Annotated in this window: 20 protein-coding genes; 10 read left to right on the top strand and 10 right to left on the bottom strand. The window is 59.8% G+C overall.

Annotated features, from left to right (window positions below; genetic code table 11):
- Nucleotides 1-90: 90 nt before the first annotated feature.
- Nucleotides 91-1,794 carry an ATP-binding cassette domain-containing protein gene (locus ACQY5P_RS10670; RefSeq protein ID WP_428406846.1) on the top strand — a complete coding sequence of 568 codons (1,704 nt, stop codon included), beginning with the start codon at nucleotides 91-93 and terminating at the stop codon, nucleotides 1,792-1,794.
- Here ACQY5P_RS10670 and ACQY5P_RS10665 read toward each other — a convergent pair.
- The 4 genes from ACQY5P_RS10665 to ACQY5P_RS10650 all read right to left on the bottom strand — a co-directional run bounded on the left by ACQY5P_RS10665 (nucleotide 1,787) and on the right by ACQY5P_RS10650 (nucleotide 3,039).
- Nucleotides 1,787-1,978, bottom strand: coding sequence for a helix-turn-helix domain-containing protein (locus ACQY5P_RS10665; RefSeq protein ID WP_428406845.1), 192 nt, complete (start codon nucleotides 1,976-1,978; stop codon nucleotides 1,787-1,789). The two genes, ACQY5P_RS10670 and ACQY5P_RS10665, sit on opposite strands and share 8 nt — an antisense overlap.
- Before the next feature lie 100 nt (nucleotides 1,979-2,078).
- Complete coding sequence (locus ACQY5P_RS10660; RefSeq protein ID WP_428406844.1) at nucleotides 2,079-2,288, bottom strand: helix-turn-helix domain-containing protein; 210 nt, start codon at nucleotides 2,286-2,288, stop codon at nucleotides 2,079-2,081.
- A gap of 87 nt (nucleotides 2,289-2,375) precedes the next feature.
- Nucleotides 2,376-2,633, bottom strand: a complete 258-nt coding sequence (locus tag ACQY5P_RS10655; RefSeq protein ID WP_428406843.1) for a helix-turn-helix domain-containing protein — start codon at nucleotides 2,631-2,633, stop codon at nucleotides 2,376-2,378.
- A 109-nt stretch (nucleotides 2,634-2,742) separates the two neighbouring features.
- Nucleotides 2,743-3,039 carry a helix-turn-helix domain-containing protein gene (locus ACQY5P_RS10650; protein ID WP_428406842.1) on the bottom strand — a complete coding sequence of 99 codons (297 nt, stop codon included), beginning with the start codon at nucleotides 3,037-3,039 and terminating at the stop codon, nucleotides 2,743-2,745.
- Between the two features lie 73 nt (nucleotides 3,040-3,112).
- Here ACQY5P_RS10650 and ACQY5P_RS10645 point away from each other — a divergent pair, with 73 nt between their 5' ends.
- The 5 genes from ACQY5P_RS10645 to ACQY5P_RS10625 all read left to right on the top strand — a co-directional run bounded on the left by ACQY5P_RS10645 (nucleotide 3,113) and on the right by ACQY5P_RS10625 (nucleotide 10,309).
- Entirely contained in the window at nucleotides 3,113-3,622 is a 510-nt protein-coding gene (locus ACQY5P_RS10645; RefSeq protein WP_428410653.1) for a helix-turn-helix domain-containing protein, read from the top strand.
- Nucleotides 3,612-4,223: an RNA polymerase sigma factor gene (locus tag ACQY5P_RS10640; protein WP_428406841.1), complete on the top strand. Its 612-nt coding sequence runs from the start codon at nucleotides 3,612-3,614 to the stop codon at nucleotides 4,221-4,223. Before ACQY5P_RS10645 ends, ACQY5P_RS10640 begins: the two co-directional genes overlap by 11 nt.
- Nucleotides 4,198-5,244: a FecR family protein gene (locus ACQY5P_RS10635; protein WP_428406840.1), complete on the top strand. Its 1,047-nt coding sequence runs from the start codon at nucleotides 4,198-4,200 to the stop codon at nucleotides 5,242-5,244. Before ACQY5P_RS10640 ends, ACQY5P_RS10635 begins: the two co-directional genes overlap by 26 nt.
- A gap of 243 nt (nucleotides 5,245-5,487) precedes the next feature.
- Entirely contained in the window at nucleotides 5,488-8,211 is a 2,724-nt protein-coding gene (locus tag ACQY5P_RS10630) for a TonB-dependent receptor domain-containing protein (RefSeq protein ID WP_428406839.1), read from the top strand.
- Between the two features lie 64 nt (nucleotides 8,212-8,275).
- Nucleotides 8,276-10,309 (top strand): Atxe2 family lasso peptide isopeptidase, encoded by a 2,034-nt coding sequence (locus tag ACQY5P_RS10625; RefSeq protein ID WP_428406838.1) that lies wholly within the window; start codon nucleotides 8,276-8,278, stop codon nucleotides 10,307-10,309.
- A 2-nt stretch (nucleotides 10,310-10,311) separates the two neighbouring features.
- Here ACQY5P_RS10625 and ACQY5P_RS10620 read toward each other — a convergent pair whose 3' ends face one another.
- From ACQY5P_RS10620 to ACQY5P_RS10605, 4 genes are all read right to left on the bottom strand, one after another.
- Nucleotides 10,312-12,111, bottom strand: coding sequence for an asparagine synthase-related protein (locus ACQY5P_RS10620; protein ID WP_428406837.1), 1,800 nt, complete (start codon nucleotides 12,109-12,111; stop codon nucleotides 10,312-10,314).
- A 9-nt stretch (nucleotides 12,112-12,120) separates the two neighbouring features.
- The gene (locus ACQY5P_RS10615; protein ID WP_428406836.1) at nucleotides 12,121-12,774 is read right to left on the bottom strand and encodes a lasso peptide biosynthesis B2 protein; all 654 of its coding nucleotides are present in this window, start codon (nucleotides 12,772-12,774) and stop codon (nucleotides 12,121-12,123) included.
- 56 nt (nucleotides 12,775-12,830) lie between these two features.
- A complete protein-coding gene (locus ACQY5P_RS10610) occupies nucleotides 12,831-12,962 on the bottom strand; it encodes a hypothetical protein (RefSeq protein WP_428406835.1) in 132 nt (43 codons plus the stop codon).
- Between the two features lie 224 nt (nucleotides 12,963-13,186).
- Nucleotides 13,187-13,798 (bottom strand): GntR family transcriptional regulator, encoded by a 612-nt coding sequence (locus tag ACQY5P_RS10605; RefSeq protein WP_428406834.1) that lies wholly within the window; start codon nucleotides 13,796-13,798, stop codon nucleotides 13,187-13,189.
- Between the two features lie 304 nt (nucleotides 13,799-14,102).
- Between ACQY5P_RS10605 and ACQY5P_RS10600 the strand changes: the two genes are divergently transcribed.
- From ACQY5P_RS10600 to ACQY5P_RS10585, 4 genes are all read left to right on the top strand, one after another.
- Nucleotides 14,103-14,879: a LuxR family transcriptional regulator gene (locus ACQY5P_RS10600; protein WP_428406833.1), complete on the top strand. Its 777-nt coding sequence runs from the start codon at nucleotides 14,103-14,105 to the stop codon at nucleotides 14,877-14,879.
- A 79-nt stretch (nucleotides 14,880-14,958) separates the two neighbouring features.
- On the top strand, nucleotides 14,959-15,576 hold the full coding sequence (locus ACQY5P_RS10595) for an acyl-homoserine-lactone synthase (protein WP_428406832.1): 618 nt from the start codon (nucleotides 14,959-14,961) through the stop codon (nucleotides 15,574-15,576).
- 18 nt (nucleotides 15,577-15,594) lie between these two features.
- On the top strand, nucleotides 15,595-16,512 hold the full coding sequence (locus ACQY5P_RS10590; protein WP_428406831.1) for a phytanoyl-CoA dioxygenase family protein: 918 nt from the start codon (nucleotides 15,595-15,597) through the stop codon (nucleotides 16,510-16,512).
- Nucleotides 16,513-16,519: 7 nt separating this feature from the next.
- Nucleotides 16,520-17,416 carry a helix-turn-helix domain-containing protein gene (locus ACQY5P_RS10585; RefSeq protein ID WP_428406830.1) on the top strand — a complete coding sequence of 299 codons (897 nt, stop codon included), beginning with the start codon at nucleotides 16,520-16,522 and terminating at the stop codon, nucleotides 17,414-17,416.
- A gap of 152 nt (nucleotides 17,417-17,568) precedes the next feature.
- Here the strand turns inward: ACQY5P_RS10585 and ACQY5P_RS10580 are convergent, their stop codons facing one another.
- Complete coding sequence (locus tag ACQY5P_RS10580) at nucleotides 17,569-17,970, bottom strand: hypothetical protein (protein WP_428406829.1); 402 nt, start codon at nucleotides 17,968-17,970, stop codon at nucleotides 17,569-17,571.
- Nucleotides 17,971-18,823: 853 nt separating this feature from the next.
- Nucleotides 18,824-19,759: a LysR family transcriptional regulator gene (locus ACQY5P_RS10575; protein ID WP_428406828.1), complete on the bottom strand. Its 936-nt coding sequence runs from the start codon at nucleotides 19,757-19,759 to the stop codon at nucleotides 18,824-18,826.
- Nucleotides 19,760-19,875: the final 116 nt, after the last annotated feature.

Genomic DNA, 19,875 nt, shown 5'->3' with positions numbered 1-19,875 from the left:
TGCTGCCACCGGTAGAATATGGAAGCCTGCTGGGAAGTGTTATTCGATACTCGACGCGTAGCAGCCCGGGGAGGCGGAAACAGTGACCGTGTGACGAGCTTCGGAGTGATCGGGCGTCTTGTCGCGATGATCGGCCGGCCGTCGTTCGGCGCGCGCCGGGATGCAGTCTCAGCGATCGCCATTGAACTCGCAAACGTTGCGCTTGGCGTCTCGTCGCCGGTGCTCTTAAAGCTCGCGGTGGACGGGCTGACGGCGGGATCGGCGCCGATCGGCCTGATTGTATTTTTCGTCTCGGGCTTCGTCGTTGCCTCGACCGGAGCAAACGTGACGACCGCGTTAAAATATGCGTTCACAATACGGATCATCGACAAGCTGGCGCGCCGTATCGTGCTCGATGCTGCGCGGGCGCAGCTTCCAGCCCTTGCCCGAACGCGCGAAGGCGATAGCGCCCACCTTCAGGGCGTGCTGGAGCGGCTGCCTTTCAGTCTCCAGATCGTCATCGACGGCCTTCTGTGGCGCGCGGCGCCGCTCATCGCGCAAACGCTGATCAGTCTCGCCATCGTCGCTGCGCTCGTCCCGCTGCGCTATGTCGTGATGATGATTGTGGTGCTCGGCGCCTATCTCGTCGCCACAAGGCGCGGCGCGGCGAAGTTTCAGGACGCGGCGCGCGCCGCTAATGAAGCGGTCGCCGCGCAAGCGCAGACCCTCGGCGATATTGTCAGAAACGCACGCCGCGTCGTCTTTAACGGCAACCTCGCCGCGGAGCTCGATATCATCGGCGCGGCGCTGGCCGGTCGGCGGCGCGCAAACGAATCCGTGTCGCGGCTGATCGCGGCGACGGCGACGCTGCAATCGACCGTTCTCGCGGCGGGCTTAAGCGTGCTTCTTTGTCTTGCTACGACTGACGTCGTAGCAGGACGCCTCACAGTCGGCGATTTTGTCCTTCTCCAAGCTTATGCGTTTCGCCTGGCGCTGCCGCTCGGCGGCTTCGGTTACATCATTCGCCAGGCCGGCGTGTCCATCGCCAATATCAACGAAGCGCTGGGCCTTGGCGGCGAGGCGCTTGGCGAGCCGCCGTGTCCCCCGCCGGCGCCGGCCGGTCCCGCCGCGATTGCGCTGGACGCTGTCGGCTTCCGCTATGGCGAGGAATGGGTGCTGCGCGGCGCGTCGGCGCAGATCTCGCCGGGCGCCTTCGTCGTGATGCTCGGGCCGAACGGGTCGGGGAAATCGACCCTCGCGCAGATTATCGCGGGCATCATCGAACCGGAAGAGGGCGGTGTTTCGATCGATGGCCGGCCCCTGCGCGATATCGAACTCGACGCGCGCTGCCGGCTCGTCCTCTACACGCCGCAGACCGTCGGTCTTTTCAACCGCACCTTGCGCGAAAACGCGCTCTATCCGCCGACCAATGCGAGCGAGGCGGAACTCGCCGCGATCCTCGCCGAATGGGGCTTTTATGAATCCGGCCGTCCCATCGATCTCGACCTCGCGGTCGGCGAGCAGGGCGCGCGCCTCTCCGGCGGGCAGGCCCAGAAGCTGGAGCTGGCGCGGCTCGCGGGCGTTTCGGCGCCGGTCGTCATTCTTGATGAAACAACCTCGGCGCTGGATCGGACAAGCGAGGCGCGCGCGATCCGCACGCTGAGAGAACGTTATCGAGGCCGCTCGACGCTTGTTCTCATTACGCACAGAATTGCATTGGCGCGAGAGGCGGATCTGGTGTTGTTTCTGGAAAATGGCGGGCTTGAAGCGGGGCGGCATGAGACGCTGCTGCGAGGGCGCAATACGGCTACTTAGCCAATAACTTCGCGATCGCTTTTTTCGGTTCAAACCCAATTGCGTTCGCTAGGTCGAGAAACTCGATCACATCGACGCGCCGTTCGCCGCTTTCCACTCTGGCGACGAATGACTGATACTGACCGAGGGCCTTGGCAAGTTCGGTTTGATTCATGCCTGCGGCTTTTCGCTCCTTAATCAGCATAGCGATGAGCGCCTTATGGCGTTTCGATCCTATCGTCTTTGCTGACATAACTGCGTAGCCGCGTAGTTCCGAAATTTACGACATTGATGTTGTCAAGAAATCAACTGTCCAGCAGGTCGCCGGCTGCGCACTTCAGTCTCGTGCAGATGAGCTGTAACGTATCGATTGTGATGTTCTGTTCGCCAAGTTCGATCCGATTAACTGAGGCCTGATCGATACCAATGATTTGAGCGAACTCTTTCTGAGTTAACTCGCCACGGCGGACGTGAATATTGTGCGCCAGGTTTTTTCGAAGCGTTTCATTATGCATGCGGTGGGGAAGCCTTACGGATTGCGGCGACGGTAAGACTTGGCCGCCAACACTGCAACAAACACCAGTGCCTCGTCGGCGCGCATACTATTTCTGGCGTCGCCCTCGCGGAAGCGCCTTTGGTTTCGGCGTTATCGGAGTCTCCGCGAAAAAGTCACGCGCTTTTACATCCAACGCATCAGCGAGCTTATCGAGTAGATCCACCGTTGGGTTTCTTAGGCCACGTTCCAGCCCGCTGACATAGGCACGGTCAATATCTGCTTCCAACGCCAACTCTTCTTGCGAAATCCGATTCGATAATCTGATCGCTCGAAGATTTCGTGCAATGAGTTGACGTGAGCCCATGGGGCCACGTCAGATCTTTGTGGCGTATTAATCCACGGTCTATAGTCCACATTAGTAATGCCGCTCAGCTCAGGGCGCCGAGAAAATGAGACCTAACCCAGTACTGACGCTACGGCTTTTGCGCGCGAGGTCGTTTGGTTTTGCTCAGACGTTTCCGACGCCGGCCGCGAGGAAGTTGGGCTGGCTTTGGGCTGATAGATTTCTCGTCGAATAGACGAACAGTCTTCACAGAAAGTGCTGCGGCAAGCTTGTCCAACACCTCGATAGTCGGATTGCAGCGAGAACGCTCAATTTTGCTGACATAGGCGCGATCTATTTCAGCTTCCAGCGCTAATCCCTCTTGGGAAAGCTTTCTCAAGAGTCTGATTTCTCGAACATTTCGCGCGATGAGCTGGCGTGAACCCATTCGCTGAAATGAAGATTTTGTGGATTATTAATCCACGGTCTATAGTCCACATTTGATAAATGCTTGAGAGCACATTCGTGGGCTGGAGGGAGTCATCGTCACGATCAATAAAGCCCGAGGCAATATAAGAAAGACTTCCTACTCAGCCGGGATCGAAGAGGCGCTCGGGGCAAACCTCCAGCAATTGCGGCTGTCTCGCGGGCTGAACCAGACCGAGCTTGGCCGCCGTCTCGGGGTCAGCCTTCAGCAGGTCCAGAAATACGAAAGCGGCAGGGACCGCATGGCGGCGTCCACAGCCTTTCGCGCCGCGGAAACCCTCGACGTCGAGGTCGGGGCGCTTTTCGACGGGCTGAAGATGGGCCCTTCACGCTCGTCGATAAACGGCCGGAAAAGCCCGGTTCTTCTCATCCCGCTGAGCGGCGCCCCGCGCACCGCGGCGGCGCGGAAAACCGAGCTTATCGATCTCATCCGGAATTATCAGGCGATCGAGAACGCCGCATTGCGCGCCTCGGTGCGCCAGATCGTCAGGCGCCTGGCGGCGGCCGGGAAGGGGACAAGTGCGGGAGGGGTCGATGGCCGCTGACGATGGCCTTCCTGCCGCCTCGGCTGCGGCCTCGGACGCGTTCGACCTTGAGGACGCCTATCGCGCCTATCACGGGCCGCTGGTCTCGTTTCTGAGCAGCAAGCTCCCGGAGAAGTCAATTGCAGCGGACATTGCCCATACGGTATTCGCGGCCCTTGCGGCGCGGCCCTCGCTCGATGCTGTCGCCAATATGCGCCAGTATCTCTTCCGCGCTGCGCGCAACCAGCTTGCGGATTACTACCGCAAGGAACACGCGCAGGAAGAACGCGTCGAGCGGTTGAAGAGCGATCCCGCCGCCACGATTGGCGAGGAATCGCCGAACCCCGAAGACGAAGCGATCCGGCGCGACAAGTTGAACCGCCTGCGCGCCATTATCGCCGCAATGCCAGAGAAACGGCGGCAGGTATTTATGCTGGCGCGGTTTCAGGAATTGACCGAAACTGAGATCGCCGAGCGGCTCGCCATGAAACCCGACGCCGTGAGCAAGCACGTCTCGCGCGCGATGCGCGACTGCAAGAGGGAAATGCTGAAGATCTTCGATGATGCGCCGGCGAACCAACATGCGGAAGACCTGAATGGGCGCGGCCCCCAAAAACGCTGATAGCGCCGTCTTCGACGAGGCGACGCAATGGTTCTGGCGGCTGAAGGGCGGCGCCGCGACACCCGAAGACCGCCGTGCTTTCGAGGCATGGCGCAAGGCCGATCCGCGCCATGCCACAGCCTATGAAGAGGCGCGCGAAGTTTGGGACGTTGTCGGCGAGCTCGATGACTTGCGGGAGCTGGCGACCGCGCCAGACTTTGCGCCGCCGGCGAAAGGGCGATTTTCAGCCGGCGGACATGTCGGCGTGGGGTTTTCACGGCGCTCCTTCGCCTATGCGGCCCTCGCGGCGGGCCTCGCGCTGGCGTTTATTATCCCCGCGATCGTTTATACGCAGCCCGCCTGGCTCCTTCCCAATATCCATGCGACGCGTACCGCCAAAACCGCGGAGATCGTTCTTCCCGACGGCAGCGCCGCCGAACTCGCGCCCAAATCGAGGCTCAAAGTTGCTTATTCCGACAGCGAACGGCGGGTTTATCTTCAAAGCGGCGAGGCGTTTTTCGATGTTCGCAAAGGCGACGCGCGGGCGTTTTTTGTGTCGTCCGGAGATGCGGAAGTCCGCGTGACCGGCACGAGGTTCAATGTCCGCCAGGGGGCAACTGGCGTCACCGTCTCCGTCGCGGAAGGCCATGTCGAAGTGCGGCGACATGCGCCGGGCGACAAAACTGGCGCAAGCCTCGCCGAGGCGCGTCTTTCCGCGGGTGAGGAAATCGCGGCGCTGGAGAGCGGCGAAGGCCTCACCGATGTCGTCGAAGCGCCGCCTTCCGCTATCGCCTCATGGCGCGCCGGACGTCTCACCTACAGGGGCGCGCCTTTGCGCGAGTTCATCGCCGACGCGAACCGCTATTCGGAAGTCTCGATTGTCGCCGACGCGAGCCTCCTCGATCTGCCGCTCGTCGCTTCGCTGCGCACCGACCAGATCGACGCCACGATCGACGGACTTCCTGACATCCTCCCGCTTGAGATCGACCGGTCGCGAAAAGACCGCATTGTCCTGAGACCTGCCGCTGGCGCGTCCAACTGATTTTCTGACTTTCGGCCGCCGGTCGTTTTTGAAATCGGCCATTCGGCAAATGCCGCCAAGCGCGCGCCGCGCCGCCGCCGCCTGCTGCGGCAAAAAAACTTCCCAAGCCCCTGTCAGGTTTTCGCCCGCCGCGACGACAGCATGACCGGAAACGACATGTCGCGCCGGGACAACGCGCCCGTGCGCGGCGTGATGGTCGTCAGGAGGGGAATAAAACAAATGAACAAGAAAATGAGAAGTGCAATGATCGCATCCGCGTCGGTCTTAGCGGTGGTCTGCGCCGCTGAAGCCGCCGCTTACGACGCGCAAGCCGCGGTCCGCGTCGAGAACGTCAAACTCCAGTGGAATATTCCGGCGCAGCCGCTGACGGATGCGCTTATCGCATGGTCCGAGCAGTCGAATTATGTGGTGCTGATTCAGGACGATCTTGCCGCCGGCGTTCAAAGCCAGGCGCTCATGGGGGCGTACACCAGTTTCGAGGCCCTGGAACGGCTGCTGTCGCCAAGCACGCTCACCTATAAAATCCGCAACGAAACGACCCTCGTCGTCACGCCGCGGCCCCAGCCGGCCTCCATGACCGTTCCCGCGGAAACGAGCAATGCGGCCAGCATGCGGTCCACCCAATCGGCGGAGACCGTCGAGGATCGCGACGACCCTCGGCAAAGCCGCCCGCGACTTGGCGACGAAGAGGCCGCAAACGAGCAGGATCAGGTCGTCGTGACAGGCACCCGGATCAAAGGCGCGCGGCCAACATCGCCAGTGGTGACAATTACACAAGAGGACATGCGGCTTCAGGGACAAAACAATCTCGGCGAGGTCATCCGCGCGCTGCCGCAGAACTTCGCGGGCGGGCAGAATCCGGGAGTGGCCTTCGGGGCGGCGGTGGGCTCCATGCAAGGCAATAGCAACGCCACCGGGTCGTCCGCGCTCAATCTGCGAGGACTTGGATCTGATGCGACCCTGACGCTCTTGAACGGATCGCGGCTGGCCTATGACGGCTTTGGGCAGGCGGTCGATGTGTCCGTCATTCCAGTCACGGCGATCGAGCGGGTGGAAATCCTGCTCGACGGCGCCTCGGCGATCTATGGCTCGGACGCAGTGGGCGGCGTCGCCAACATAGTGCTGAAACGCGATTATGACGGCGCGGAACTCCGAGCGCGTGTCGGCGCGGCGACGGATGGCGGCTATGAGCAACAGCAATACACAGCGGTCGCCGGGACAAATTGGAGTTCGGGCGGATTCCTCATCACCGGCGATTATTCGCACAATGAATCCGTCAGGGCCAAGCATCGCGAATATCTCGAACATATACTCAATCAGAATCTCACGATCTATCCGGAGCAAACGCAAAAGAGCGCATTGTTCAGCGCACATCAGGAAGCCGGAGCAAATGCAGTTCTCCGCGTCGACGCGTTTTACGCTGATCGGTCGTCGGACAGTACGTTTCAGACTAGCCCGTCGTCCCTTATCCAGCAGGAAAGAGACTCGACAATCTGGGGCGTCACGCCCTCGTTTGAAGTCAAACTTCCAGGTGACTGGTCGGCGCGTCTTCACGGCGCATTCGGGCGGAACGAAGCGCTGTTGGGCCAGCCGAGTTTCAGCGTCTCCACCGGCGAGCAGATTTCCAATTCTGTTAGTGAAAGTTTCAATGGCGCCCTGGCCGCGGGTCTGGAGGCGGAAGGCCCGGTCTTCAACCTGCCAGGGGGCGAAAGCCGGGTTTCCGTCGGCGGCGGATGGCGGGAGAGCAGTTTTGACCGAAGAGTCGTCAACATCCTGACAGGCAGCGTTTCCAGTGAGTTGGACGCCGAAGAAAGCAGTTATCATGTCTATGGCGAGGCGAACCTGCCGTTCGTTTCGGAAGATCAGAATATCCCGCTGGTAAAGCGGTTTACGCTGAATGCGGCGCTGCGTTACGAAGACTATGATAGCTTTGGTTCTGCAACGACGCCGAAAATCGGCGCCCTTTGGGAGCTGGCGCCCGGCTTCAATCTCAAGGCAAGCTGGGGGCGCAGCTTCAAAGTTCCGACCTTGTTCCAGCGGCATTTGGCGACGTCTCTGACATTGCGCACGGCCGCGCAGCATGGCGCTGTCGGCGCACCGCCGGACGCGCAAGTGATTTTCTTCTCCAGCGGGGGCAGTCCGGATCTTACTCCCGAAACCGCCGAGATCATCACGGCCGGCTTTGTCGCAGCGCCGGAGTTTCTCCCTAATTTCACACTGGAGTTCGGCTGGTTCGATATTGACTACGCCAATCGGGTGGAGCGGCCGATCAGCGTATTCACGCAAGCCTTGAGCGATCCCATATTTGCTGAATTCGTCATTTTGAACCCGACCGTCAATGAGCAAAACGCTACCTTTGCGGCGGCGGGGCTGCCCGCCGGAACGTTCACGTTTAATCAGGCTGGCGCGCCTTATGATCCCGCCAAAGCGATTGCGATTATCGATAATCGTTTCACCAACGTCTCAAGCCAGAGCGTCCAGGGCGTCGATCTCACGGCGCGCTACAGGACAGAGCTGCGCGGCGGCGATCTGTCCCTCAGCGTCAACGGCAATTGGATCACTGAGGGTACGCGCAAACTGACCGAGCTTGCACCGGTCGAACCGACCGCTGGCGTTAATTTCTGGCCGGCGGACTTCAAGGGCCGGCTCGGCGCTGGCTGGTCGCGGGACGGGTTCACCTTGAATGCCAGCCTGAATCACACCGCCGGAATCATCGATAGAGGCGTAACGCCGAATGTTAAACGCGATTCCATGACGACAGTCGATCTCGTCGTTGATTATCAAGCGAAACTGGGCGTCGTCGGCGATGTTGGGTTCAATCTGGCGGTGACGAACCTCTTTAATGAAGCGCCGCCTTTCCTTGCGCCGCCGATATCTTCCATCGCGTCGCTCCTCGTAAACTACGATTCGACGAATTACTCCGCTCTCGGACGGCTTGTGAGTGCGACGGTGACGAAGCGGTTCTGATCCTGTGGTCGCTTCACTCTTCGCCGCCATGGCGCTTGCATGCTCCCCCGCTGAACCCGGGAGCATGCAGACTCTAAACTCGACCGCTATGGCGGCGCTCATCGACATCACGGGCGTGAGCCTTTCGCCGGACGGAAAACAGTTTGCGTTTCAAGTCCAGCAGGGTGACGCGGAAACAAACCGTAATCGGTCCTCTTGGTGCGTAATGGGCGCGCGACCGGGATCGCAAGCGCGATTCATCGGCGACGGCGGCGACATCGACTATTTCATGTCCCGCGACAATGGCAGGCGCAACGGTGTTTGGGCGACATTGCAGCCTCGCTGGTCGCCGGACGGAGACTGGCTCGCCTTTCGCGCGTCTCGCAATGAGGAAACCAACATTGATGTTTGCGAGCTGGCCGGGGGCGAGTGCGTCACCGGTTTGGCCAAGGGCCGCGTGCTCGACTTCGTGTGGTCGCCGTCGGGATCGGAGATCATCTATGAACGCGACTATTTCGATGAGGATCTCGCGGCGCTCCGCGCGACGGAAGGAAGGTCCGGCTACCGCTTCGATGATCGCTTCTACGCCGCTTATGCGCTAGCGCCGCTAAGCACCGGCGCCCCTGCACGCACTGAAATCCTGACAATCAAATTTCCCAACGGCCCCACCCGGCCGGCGACCGAAGCCGAGGTGCAATATTATCGGTCAGCCCGCGTTCCTGCACGACCTACGGCCATAGGGCCATCTCACAACATGACGGTGTCCTCCGCCGGCCGCGTGACCCCGCCGGAAATCACGAGCTCAAATGGCGCGCGCGACTTCGCGAAGCTGGGAAGGAATGGCGTCGTGTGGCTCTCGCCCGATTCGCCAGGCCTTCGCGGCTCGCTCGCGCCACATCGTCTTTTTGTATCGATCGATGGCGGCGTCCAATCCTCCCGGCCGTGCCCGGCCGCGCTGTGCGCCGGCGAGATCGTTGAATTCGCCCCGACGCCGGAGGGAGATGGCGTCTTCTTCGTTCGCCGAACCGGCTGGGGGCGATCGCGTCATGAACTCGCCGTATGGGATTTGCGAAGCGATTCTGTCCGTTCGATTCTCGTCACAGACGACGCGATCCGCGGCTGCCAGCCGCGCATGCGCGAGGCGATCTGCCTGCATGAAGGCCCGTCGTCGCCAACGTCAATCGTGTCGGTGTCTTATGCTTCGGGCGAAATCCGCACCTTGTACGAGCCGAATGCCGGGTTTCGCAGAATGCTCGCGCCGGCGCGCAAACTCGAATGGCGTACGTCCGCCGGCGATGAAGCCTTCGGCTACTTGGTAACGCCGCGTAGTGTGCGCGAAGGACAGCGGCTGGCGCTTATTGTCGTCCAGTATCGCGCAACCGGATTCCTGCGCGGCGGGGTGGGCGACGAATATCCCGTTCATCTATTTGCGGATCGAGGCTTCGCCGTTCTGGCGATCGAGACGCCGCACGATATGCAGGCGCGATCTGAGGCGACGAACAATGATGATCTGGAGCGGTATCTCCTCGCCAATCTGAGCTATCGCCGCCGGAACCTCTCGGCGATCGAATCTGGCGTCGAGCAAGTCATCGACGTCGGCATCGCCGACGAGAAGCGGATTGGAATGACGGGACTGAGCAACGGCGCGCTGAACACGGCCTTTGCTCTGATTCATTGCAACTGCATCGCCGCCGCTTCGGTCAGTGGCCTGTCAGACGATCCATTTTTCTATTTGTTTCTCCACGATAGCCGAAGGCAGGTGTGGCGCGAGGCCGGCCTCGGTCCCTGGGGCGGCGAGTATTCACAATGGCCGGATCTCTCGCTCGCGCTGAACGCCGAACGGGTCACCGCTCCGATCCTCGCCCAAGTAGCGGATCGCGAGCTGCTTTTCGCACTTCAAGCGCGTACGGCGTTCGCCGACGCAGGCCATCCGATAGACCTCTATGTCTTCCCGGATGAATATCACATAAAATGGCAACCCGCCCACCGCCGCGCGGTCTACGAGCGAAACCTTGACTGGTTTTCGTTCTGGCTTCAGGGGCGCGAAGATTCCGATCCCGCCAAGCAGAAACAATATTCTAGGTGGCGCGCCATGAAAGCGCAGCGCGAACATCGCTAGCGCTATATCGCAACGTGCATCTCATTTGGCCTCTTCGACGCCCGCGCACTCGTCCACGTACGTAGCCACGCCTCGACGGTGATCGCGCCGACGATCTCCATCATGTGGTTCTTCACCGTCATGAGCGACTGCGGGCGAAGCATCGCCGCCATTTTGTTACTATCGAGAACGCCCTGTTCGGCGAGCAGGCCGCCGGCAAGATAGTCGGTCAGAAACCGTCTTTCCTGCATGAGCATTTGAATGAGATAGTTTCCGGTACCACCCTTGCTGCGCCGGCGATAAACTTCATCGGGCAGCCGTTGCCGGAATGCTTCGCGGGCAAGACGGCGATCATCGCCATCCGGTGAAAGGATGTAGCTCGGTATGCGCAACGCTGTTTCGATCACGGGTTGCGACACCAGCGGATAAACATAGTCCGCATAGGGAAAGCAGTCGTAATAGTTGCAGCGGTCTTCGAGTGTCTGAACGTGCCGCCGTTTTCCGATTGGCAGATGGTCGGGCGCGACCGGTTCGGCTCGAAGGCGTTGGCGCCCTTCCTCGGTTAGATAGTCGGGCGCCCACGGGGTCATTTCCGGATTTCGCTGCTCGCGCCGGAGAGTGGCGACCTCCTGCAGGATCACCCAGGGCGCGCAATTACGGCGCGCCGCTGTCCGCCATAATTCCCGGAGCCAGCCGACGCCAAAGCCTTTTGCTTCAAGTAAATCAGTCGTCGCGTGGCTGTCGCGGCTTCGATAGAGGACGATGTCGCCGCCTCGCCCGCCAAAATAAGCGCCGACGCCATTCTGGGCAGCGAAGTCGGCCTCTATCTCCTCGGATTCCGCGTCTGCGATCCACAAGCATGGCCGAATGGCGAGCGGATGTTGAATCTCCCGCAGTCGTGCGCGCGATGGGTCACGAACAATTTCCGTCAGCGAAACGTCATAGCGATCAGCGACGGCCCGTGCATAGCTGCGCTCCTCGCCGTCGGGTTCCGTGGTCGCATAAGTAATCGCGCGGATATCCGCACCGGCTTTTGCGAGCGACGACAGGATGATGGACGAGTCGAGGCCGCCGGACAGCCGAACGCAGATGCGTCCATGAGCGGTCGCCAACGCCGCTGTGGCGGCATCCACCGTCGTACGAAGCGCCTCGCCAGCGGCCGCATGATTTGCGATCGGTTCTCGGCGGGCGCACGACGCCAGCGACCATACTGAACGCGCAATCTCTTCATCTTGCCCTACCGTGACGATTTCGCCAGGCGCGATTTCGCGCACGCCCAGCACGCCCGTCGAACTATCTCGAAAACGGTTATTGCAGACGCGCCGCAGAATATATCCCCAGTCTGGTTCGAGATTGTCGAGCGAGAGGCGCGCGCCGTCTTTCGGATTGGAGAAGAAGGTGTATGCGGCGCTGCGCTTGCCATAGTAGCAGGTGACCGATCCTGAAGGCGTGCGTGCGACATGGACGAGGTTACGATGGCAATCGCGAACGAAACCGACATAGCTTCCCCAATAGTCGTCGAACAACCGCTCGGCAGTCCGTCCGGTGATGCGGCGGGCATCGAGCGCCGTCACTGCCCGAGGAACGCCTGCCCCGTCGTCGCGTTCGAACAGCGCGCCGGCGACATAGCCCCCTCTGTCAGATATGAGGACGCCAGCATGGGCGAGCGAAGCGTCGCGCTTCTGAATAATCACAAGCCCGGGCGCCTCGAAAGCGATGCGCCAATCGGGATGCAGGTCGAGCGCTTCGCTTCGAAGCGCCGACGCGTCCCTGCCGGCGGCGCTGTCGCTGGCGTTATGCACAATAGTGATGAATTGCAGCATCTCTCCGGCTCACACGATCATGATGGGCGCGTATTGGCGGGTGTGTTCGATCGAATCGTTCAGCACGAGATCGCCCATTTGAAGCCAGCAATGCGCCAGAAAAAATGGCGCGCTCACGCCGAACACCCAGTCGACATCCTTGCCGTCGCGTCCGAGATACATCGAGAGCGCAAGCGAATCGCAAAGGCAGCGGTCTTTGTCCGAAGCCAGCGGGCGCCACGCCGCGAATGCAAGACTTCGCTCTATGACCCGCGCCGGACTTGTTAAGCAGGCGATCTTCGACCGATGGGCCAATCTCGATCCAACAATTTCGGCAAGTTGTCGGCGCTTAAGTCTCCTCGCTGCGCGAAGAAGGCTCAGCGCTGCGCGCGGATCCGCCAAACGTGTCGGTTTTAAGGGCGACAGCTCAAGCGAACGCGTTGCTTGGATATGGGAGGTGAGCGGGAGCGGCGCAGACTTTACATGCGCGGTTGGCCAGCCGACCTGCCGAAGCGCCGTGGCGGCGCGGTCGATTTCCGCCGGCGTGAAGCGCCCCCGCTCGTTTTCCTGAACGAGGAACGGCGCTAATATTTCTCGCGCTACTGCAAGATATCTGTTGCGCGCAACATTCAGAAATACGATCTGGCCGCCCACATCGGCCGCGAAAAGTCCCGCGTCGTTCATCGCCGGCTCCCATAAGCAGAGCGGGCGCTGGCCCAATCGGACCAGCGCCCTTCAGCTCAGTTCTCGCCGTCTTGGGTCTCGGGCGGCTCGGCCAGAAAGCCCTTGGTGAGTTCCGTGACCGATCCGAGTTCGACGATGTCGTCTTCGCGATCGATAATGCCGTCGTCACGGCTGTCATTCTGTTTCATGACTTGCTCCTTTCAGTTTCGCCATGAGAACCATGGCGAGACGAGTCTAGGTTCGGAGCGCGACTATCCCTAAGCAATTGTGAGATAATCATCAGAATATTCTGCTGGCGATTCAGGGGCTTTGATCTTGGCCGGAAGATTTTCTGAAAATATTCTCCGTACAGGGTATTTTATGCACGCGTCCTGACTGGTGTAGCGGCTGCAGCAGCGGGACGAGAATCGTGCTACTGCATCTTCGCTAGCAATTCGGACGTAAGGCGGATGCGGCGGCGATGATAGGCGCCGATGAGCCGATCCAGTTCTGTAAAGTCGAGCGCTTCATGGGCCCGCAAAATCCTTCGCAATTCGGCGTTTCCATTAACTATCACTTCGCTTTCATGAACGCGAACCGGCCTCAACCGGAGGGCGATGTCGTCCAGCGCGGCGCAAAGCTGAGTATTGGCGCAAAACCGCATGATGTATCGAAACGCCGCTTCGGTGCGCTGTTCAATCGCTCCGTCAGAATGCGCGCTATCGACTGGAGCGTATTTTGGCGGCGGCCGCGCGTTGGCCGCCCTGGCGATGGCGAGCCCGAGCAACGCGGCGCTGGAATCATAAAGTTCGCGGAGATCCTGCTCGGAAAGGATCGGCGCAAAAAAGCCTTCGTTGGAGTGCGATACGAGAAGACCTGCGCCGACCAGCCGATTAAGCGCATTGCGCACAGGCGTCGGACTGACGCCGTCGGCAGCGGCAATCTCGTTTACGTCGATCCGCGCGCCGGGCGAAAATGCGCCGGCGAGCACACGTTCCATCAATGTGCGGTATATGCTTTCCGTTATCGAGAGTCGGCCCGCCATCGGTTTCGTTGTGGTTCGTTCGCGCGCGATCACGCGCCGCAACGTTGATCGAAAACGGCGTTGCTCGCTTGCACATTTGCGCGCACACGGGAACGGCTACGCGTGCGCGGGTTCTGTGTATGCTTCAATGTTAGAGTTAACCAGAAATATGTAATTGCGCTTCCAGATTCTACCTGAGATTGTTACTCTCTGAGATTAATAGACTCCGTCAAAATACTTATCGTCAATTTTAGAGTTAGCCCGATTACGCTTGTCCATTGGTTCGATGGCTGTTCCGAGCGAGTCGGGAAGGAGAGAGCGATCGATGACCGGTCTGAACGCCGTCCAGGCGTTTGTCGACAAAGCTCGGACCCTGGGCAGCCCTGCAGAGCTGCGCGAACTTTTAGCCGACATCACGACCGAAATGGGTTTTGACTATTTCGCGCTCATGCATCATGTCGACCTCAGCGGTTATTCCGAAGCCTTGACGCATATGGAGGAAGGCGAACTCGTCGCGCTCGGCACCTACCCTGAGAGCTGGATTGAGCGCTATATCGCCGACAATATCGTCGCGAACGACCCGGTGCTGTTGGCGAGCCAGCGCACTAATGTCGGGTTCTGCTGGTCGGACATACCAACGCTTATTCCGGTGACCGAGGCGCATCGCGAAATCCGCGAGCGGACCGTCAAGGCGGGAATCGACGATGGATATACGGTTCCCGCTCATGTGCCGGGCGAGGCGAACGGAAGCTGCAACTTTGCAATGGCCGCAGGACGCGCCTTGCCGCATGACAATCTCAAAATGGCGCAGCTCATCGGCGGATTCGCCTTCCAGGCGGCGCGAGCGATGGTGTTCAACGCCTTTCCGGAAGCAAAGCGTCCAATAAAGGGGCCATTGACGCAGCGGCAGCTTGAATGCGTGCTATTCGCCGCGCGGGGCAAGTCCAATTGGGAAATTGGCAAAATATTGGGGATTTCGGAAGGCACGGTCAAACGGCATATCGAAGACGCGCGCGCTCATTACGAGGTTGGCAGCCGTATGCAGGTCGTCATGCGCGCGCTCTTCGAAGGCCAGATCGGACTTGTCGACGCGCTTCGATAGTCCGGTCAATGTGCCGATCGGCACAATGACTTGAAGGCGAGATCGGGGAACCCTCCACGCAGCAAGACGTGGAGGGTTCATGCTTCGCCTCATCGACCGACGCAATCTCGAAGAATTTCCGGACCTCGTGCGATCGATGCATCGCGACCGCAAGCGTCTCTTCGTCGATATCTTCGGTTGGGACCTCCCGCATAAAAATGGCGAGGAGCGCGACGCCTTCGACGACGATGACGCTTCCTATCTCGTCCTTTCGGACAATGCGGACCGGCATGTCGCCTCAATTCGATTACTGCGCACCGACCGGCCGCATCTCCTCGACACGGTGTTCCCCGAACTCTGCGAAACCGCCATTCCGAGAGGGCCCGCCATTCGAGAGATCACGCGACTCTGCCTGCCGCTGCGCAAGAGGGACCGCATCGCGGCGCGCAATATCCTGGCGCGCGGCATCATTGACTATGCGAAGCAGGCCGACGTCGCGAGCTACACCGCCGTCTGCCATATGGCCTTCCTCTCGGAGCTTCTCTCCGCGGGTTGGCGCTGCACGCCGCTCGGCCTGCCGCAATCGGCCGGGGGCGCGCCGGCAGGCGCCGTCGAGATCCACATGGACGACGACACGGCCGGCCTGCTCGCGGCGAACTGGCGGTGTCCGCCTGCGGCGCCGCGTCTTTCTCAACATCGACCGGAACTTGCCGCCTGACCAATCGGAGACATGTCCATGCAATCTATCGCGACCAACCAAGAATTCGATTCGACGGAATTCGATGTCGATGCGCTCACAAACCGGCTCCTCGCAGACGGCTACGCCATTGCGCCGGCGCTCCTCGATCCGACGTCGCTGGATCGGCTTTGCGCTGAACTCGATCCGCATTTCGAAGCTGCTGCTTTTGGCCGGGGCATGTTCTACGGCGCCGAAACGAAACGCTTTGGCGCCGTGCTGCGGCGTTCGCGCGAGGCGCAAGACATCGTTATGCACCCGGCGGTCATGCGCGTCGTCGAAAGCGCCGTCGGGGCATGGTGTCAGTGCCTTCAGCTCAATCTGACTCAGGCGATCGAGATTCATCCGGGCGCGCCGGTGCAAGCGCCTCATCGCGACCAGGACATGTGGGCGGGCCCCAAGGGCGCGATGCAATACATGGTCAACGTCATGTGGGCGCTTGACGATTTTACGGCCGAAAACGGTGCGACGCGGCTTTGGCAGGGGAGCCATCTCGCTAACCCGGAAGAAATGCTCCCTGATGATGACGCCGTTTCTGCTGTGATGCCGCGCGGCTCGGCGCTGTTCTTTCTCGGCTCGACCCTGCATTCGGGCGGCGCCAACCGCAGCGCGAAACCGCGGCGCGGGCTCATCATGTCCTATTGTCTCGGCTGGCTGAAGCCCTGGGAGAACCAGTGGCTCGCCTATCCGCCGCAAATAGCACGGTCGTTTCCGCCAGATGTGGCGGCGCTTGTCGGCTACCGCCAGCATCTCCCAAGCCTCGGCAATTACGAAGGCCAGTGTCCGAGCATACTGCTCACTGGCGATCAAGCGCCCGACCATCTTCCGTTCACCGATGCGCTGAAAGACGAGCATTACGACTTGATGCGCCAGTATTACGATGGCCTGACCGCCCGCGAACAAGAAGCTGCACGCTGAGTCTGCGATGGGTGCGGCGTATCGCTGGCGGCGACATGAACTCATCGACTTCACGGGCGCGAAGCCGTCGCCGGGCTTCATGCTTTGCAGTCGCTTGACCGCCGGCGGCGTCACTGTCAGCCGCGGCCGTCTCGCGGCGAATGACGGCGTCGAAATCGGCGCCGCTCAGTTAGTCGTCGCCGTCGTCGAGAGCGATGCTTTCGAGATGGAATGGCGCCCCGTGGGAGGCGATAATTCCCGTCGCCTATGGCTACTGCCGAATTCGGCGCAGATCGTTCCGGCCGGTGCGCCTTGCCATTCGCGATGGCGCGCCAGGCCCACGCTGCTCACCATCGCGTTCGAGCCTGCGCTCATCGAGAAGCAGCTTCGCGAAATCGGCGTTCGCGAAAAGGGCGCCATTCGCGCGCGGTTTGGCGTGCGTGATCCGGAAATCGACTCAATCGTTGCAAAGCTGCGCCTCGAACTCCAGTTTGGCGGATGGTCGGGGCGCCCTTATCTTGAATCGCTGGGCGTCGTTCTCGCGGTTCATCTTCTCCGCAACTACGCCAGCGCGAGAAGCAGCCGCACAACAGACGGCGGTCTTGGAAGCCGGCGTCTGCGCCGGGTCGTTGATTTCATCGACGCCCATCTCGGCGAAGAATTGACCCAAGCCGACCTCGCGCGTGTCGCGGAGTTGAGCCCTCATCATTTCGCGAGCGCATTCCGGACATCGACCGGCGTCGCTCCGCACCGCTATCTTACCGAGCGTCGCATCGCCCGCGCCTGCGAACTCCTCGCCAGATCAGAAGCCACCGTTACGACTGTCGCCCATGCGCTCGGTTTTGCGAGCCACGGTCATTTCTCCGAGACTTTTCGGCGCTTCGTCGGTGTGACGCCGTCCGAGTACAAAACAGCGAGCCGGTAGCCCGAGGAAAGAGTGGAGCCGGGCACGGATTATAAAGGAGCAGTCGAATGGCCGGAGAACCCATGATTGCAGCACGAAACTGCGCAATTATTCTCATCGAAGAGCCGCTAGCGAGAAGCGGGGGCGTAAACAGCGAGGCGCCGCAATGGTCTTTAGCCGCGGATCTTGCCGACGCCATCGAGGCGCCACTTCTCGAATTGCGTGGAGGGGCCGATTTTTTGATCGATAGCGCTCTTATCGGGAAGTTTGGCGAGATGAGGCGTCGTTCGCTCATTCTTCTCGGCGCCCTCCTTGAAGGCGCCGTTACGCAAATTGCGCTGTCCATGCTGCTCGAAGGGTACGACGTCTATGTTTGCGCCGATCAGGTGAGAGCGGCTGACGCAACGCGCGAGGGAATATTTCTTGAACGCATCCGCTTTTGCGCTGGCCATGTGGTTACTTTTCCTCAGATCCTTCTCGAAATTCTCTCTCATGAAGAAAGCGATAAAAAACGTCAGCCACTGTTGACGTTGTTGAATGCAGTATGTGCCTTGAATTGAAAACTGGGCGCCCATTTCTCTCGGCTTTGCCATATCGTCGGAAGAAAGATGTGATCATTATGGGGCCCGGCGTATATAGCTACCAATGAGCTCGATAACGCCTTCAGCCTATTTCATACTGCAATATTTGCATGTACGCGCCTTTTCGCTACGCGCCGCTTCAGACTTTGGCGGCATGGCAGCAATTCTTTGCAATTGGAAATAAGTTCAAAGAAAACTCGTGACTGGGACTTCCCAGATGTGCAAGTCGGAACGGCTCTACCGGTTTGTTGCACATCGTCGCCTGCGACGGGGTCGAAAATGAGCGAAGCAGCTCGTTTTGAGAAAGGGCGCCCCTTTGTGAATGCGTATCGAACTTTATGTCAGGCACCACAGGCTGAATTTCGGGCGATATTACAAGAAGTTAGTCTGTCTGAATGATGGACAATATACTGATAAATCAACCGATTGCGTAGGGTTCATTGTGCCGCGTCTGATTTTGCCCCGTCATTCGTCCAGGGCTTCATGCATAACTTGAGTAGCGGGTAAGGGTTCGGAGGCGTCAGGAAGTTCAGGCGAGTTAACCCACGCTAGAAGAGCGGGGGCTTTGTGCTCAGCTATTTTCGCAAGATGCTCGCGGACTTAGAGCGCTGAGAAATATCCCTTCAAACTAAGGATATTGCGTCGGACATCGCTCCACCGGAATTCCGGGTTCAGTTCGTCATCAATGCATTCATGGCCATGCTGCTCTGATGGCTCGACCGAGGTGTCAATCATTCGCTTCGCCGGGCTGAAGCCTCATGTTTCGCCGCTTGGCGGAGAAAGGACTCGACATAGGCCTTTGAGTTGACGAGCCGCTGATTGCGGGCTCAGCACTCGACTGGTCTACCTATTTGGCTTTGGCGCGCTTGCGTCTTACAGTCCGGGACATCGCAAGTTCCAGCGCTTCGTCTCGAACCTCTTCAAGAATTTTCAAGAATGACTCGGTGAGGCGGGACGGTGGTTTGTGTTTGGGTAGAAAAAGCATGTATTCAAACTGAACTTCTGGCTCAAAGCGGCGTGCTTCGAGATGACGCTCGATGAAATCCATGGCCGTGATCGGATTGATGATTGAAACGCCGACGCCCTTGAGAACAAGGCCGCAGATAGTCGCCGCATATTGCGTTTCGACGATGATGTTTCTCGAAACGCGGGCTTTTTCAAATACACGGTCGATTCGCGCACGCGAAAGATCTTCGAGCGCCAATGAAATAAACGGCTCGCTTTCGAAATCTTTCGGCTTGACGACGTCGAGCGCGCCCATGCGATGGCCCGGCGGAAAAACACACACGCCTGGTACGCTTGTGAACAGGCGCGCGTCCACGCCCGGATATTCGCCGGGACGGGCGAGTCCCAAATCGAACTGCTGCGCCGCGACCCATTGCCGAACTGTAGAAGAGCTTCGTGTTTGCAGTTGCACTGTTACGGACGGGTGCTGCGCGTGAAACTTCTGAATAACGGACGGCAAGAAGCCCATTGCTAGCGCTGGCAGGCTTGCGATCCGCAATTGACCCGATCGAAAGTTTCGAATGTCATCGGCGGCCCGCTTTAGCGTGTCGAGCCCTGCGAAATTACGGTCGACTTCCTGGAAGAAGGATTCCGCTTCCGGCGTCGGCGCCAGCGCGCTTCCCTTTTCACGCACGAACAGACTGAAGCCGACGACGTGTTCAAGGTCGGCGATCAGCCGGCTTACCGCAGGCTGGGAGACGTGCAGGAATTCAGCCGCATTCGTCACCGAACCAGTCATCATTACAGCGCGAAAAGCGTCCAGTTGGCGGAGATTCATTAAGTTGTCCCGAGGGTCATTACATTCCCGAATACCCTAGCCACATTTTTCTATTTTACAACATGACTCAGCTGGCGCTGAATGCGGCAAGAGACTTTGAAAGGAGTTTATGAAGA

Source organism: Hyphococcus sp. (assembly GCF_965267305.1).
GTDB lineage: Bacteria > Pseudomonadota > Alphaproteobacteria > Caulobacterales > Parvularculaceae > Hyphococcus.
This window is presented reverse-complemented; position numbering and strand designations above follow the sequence as displayed.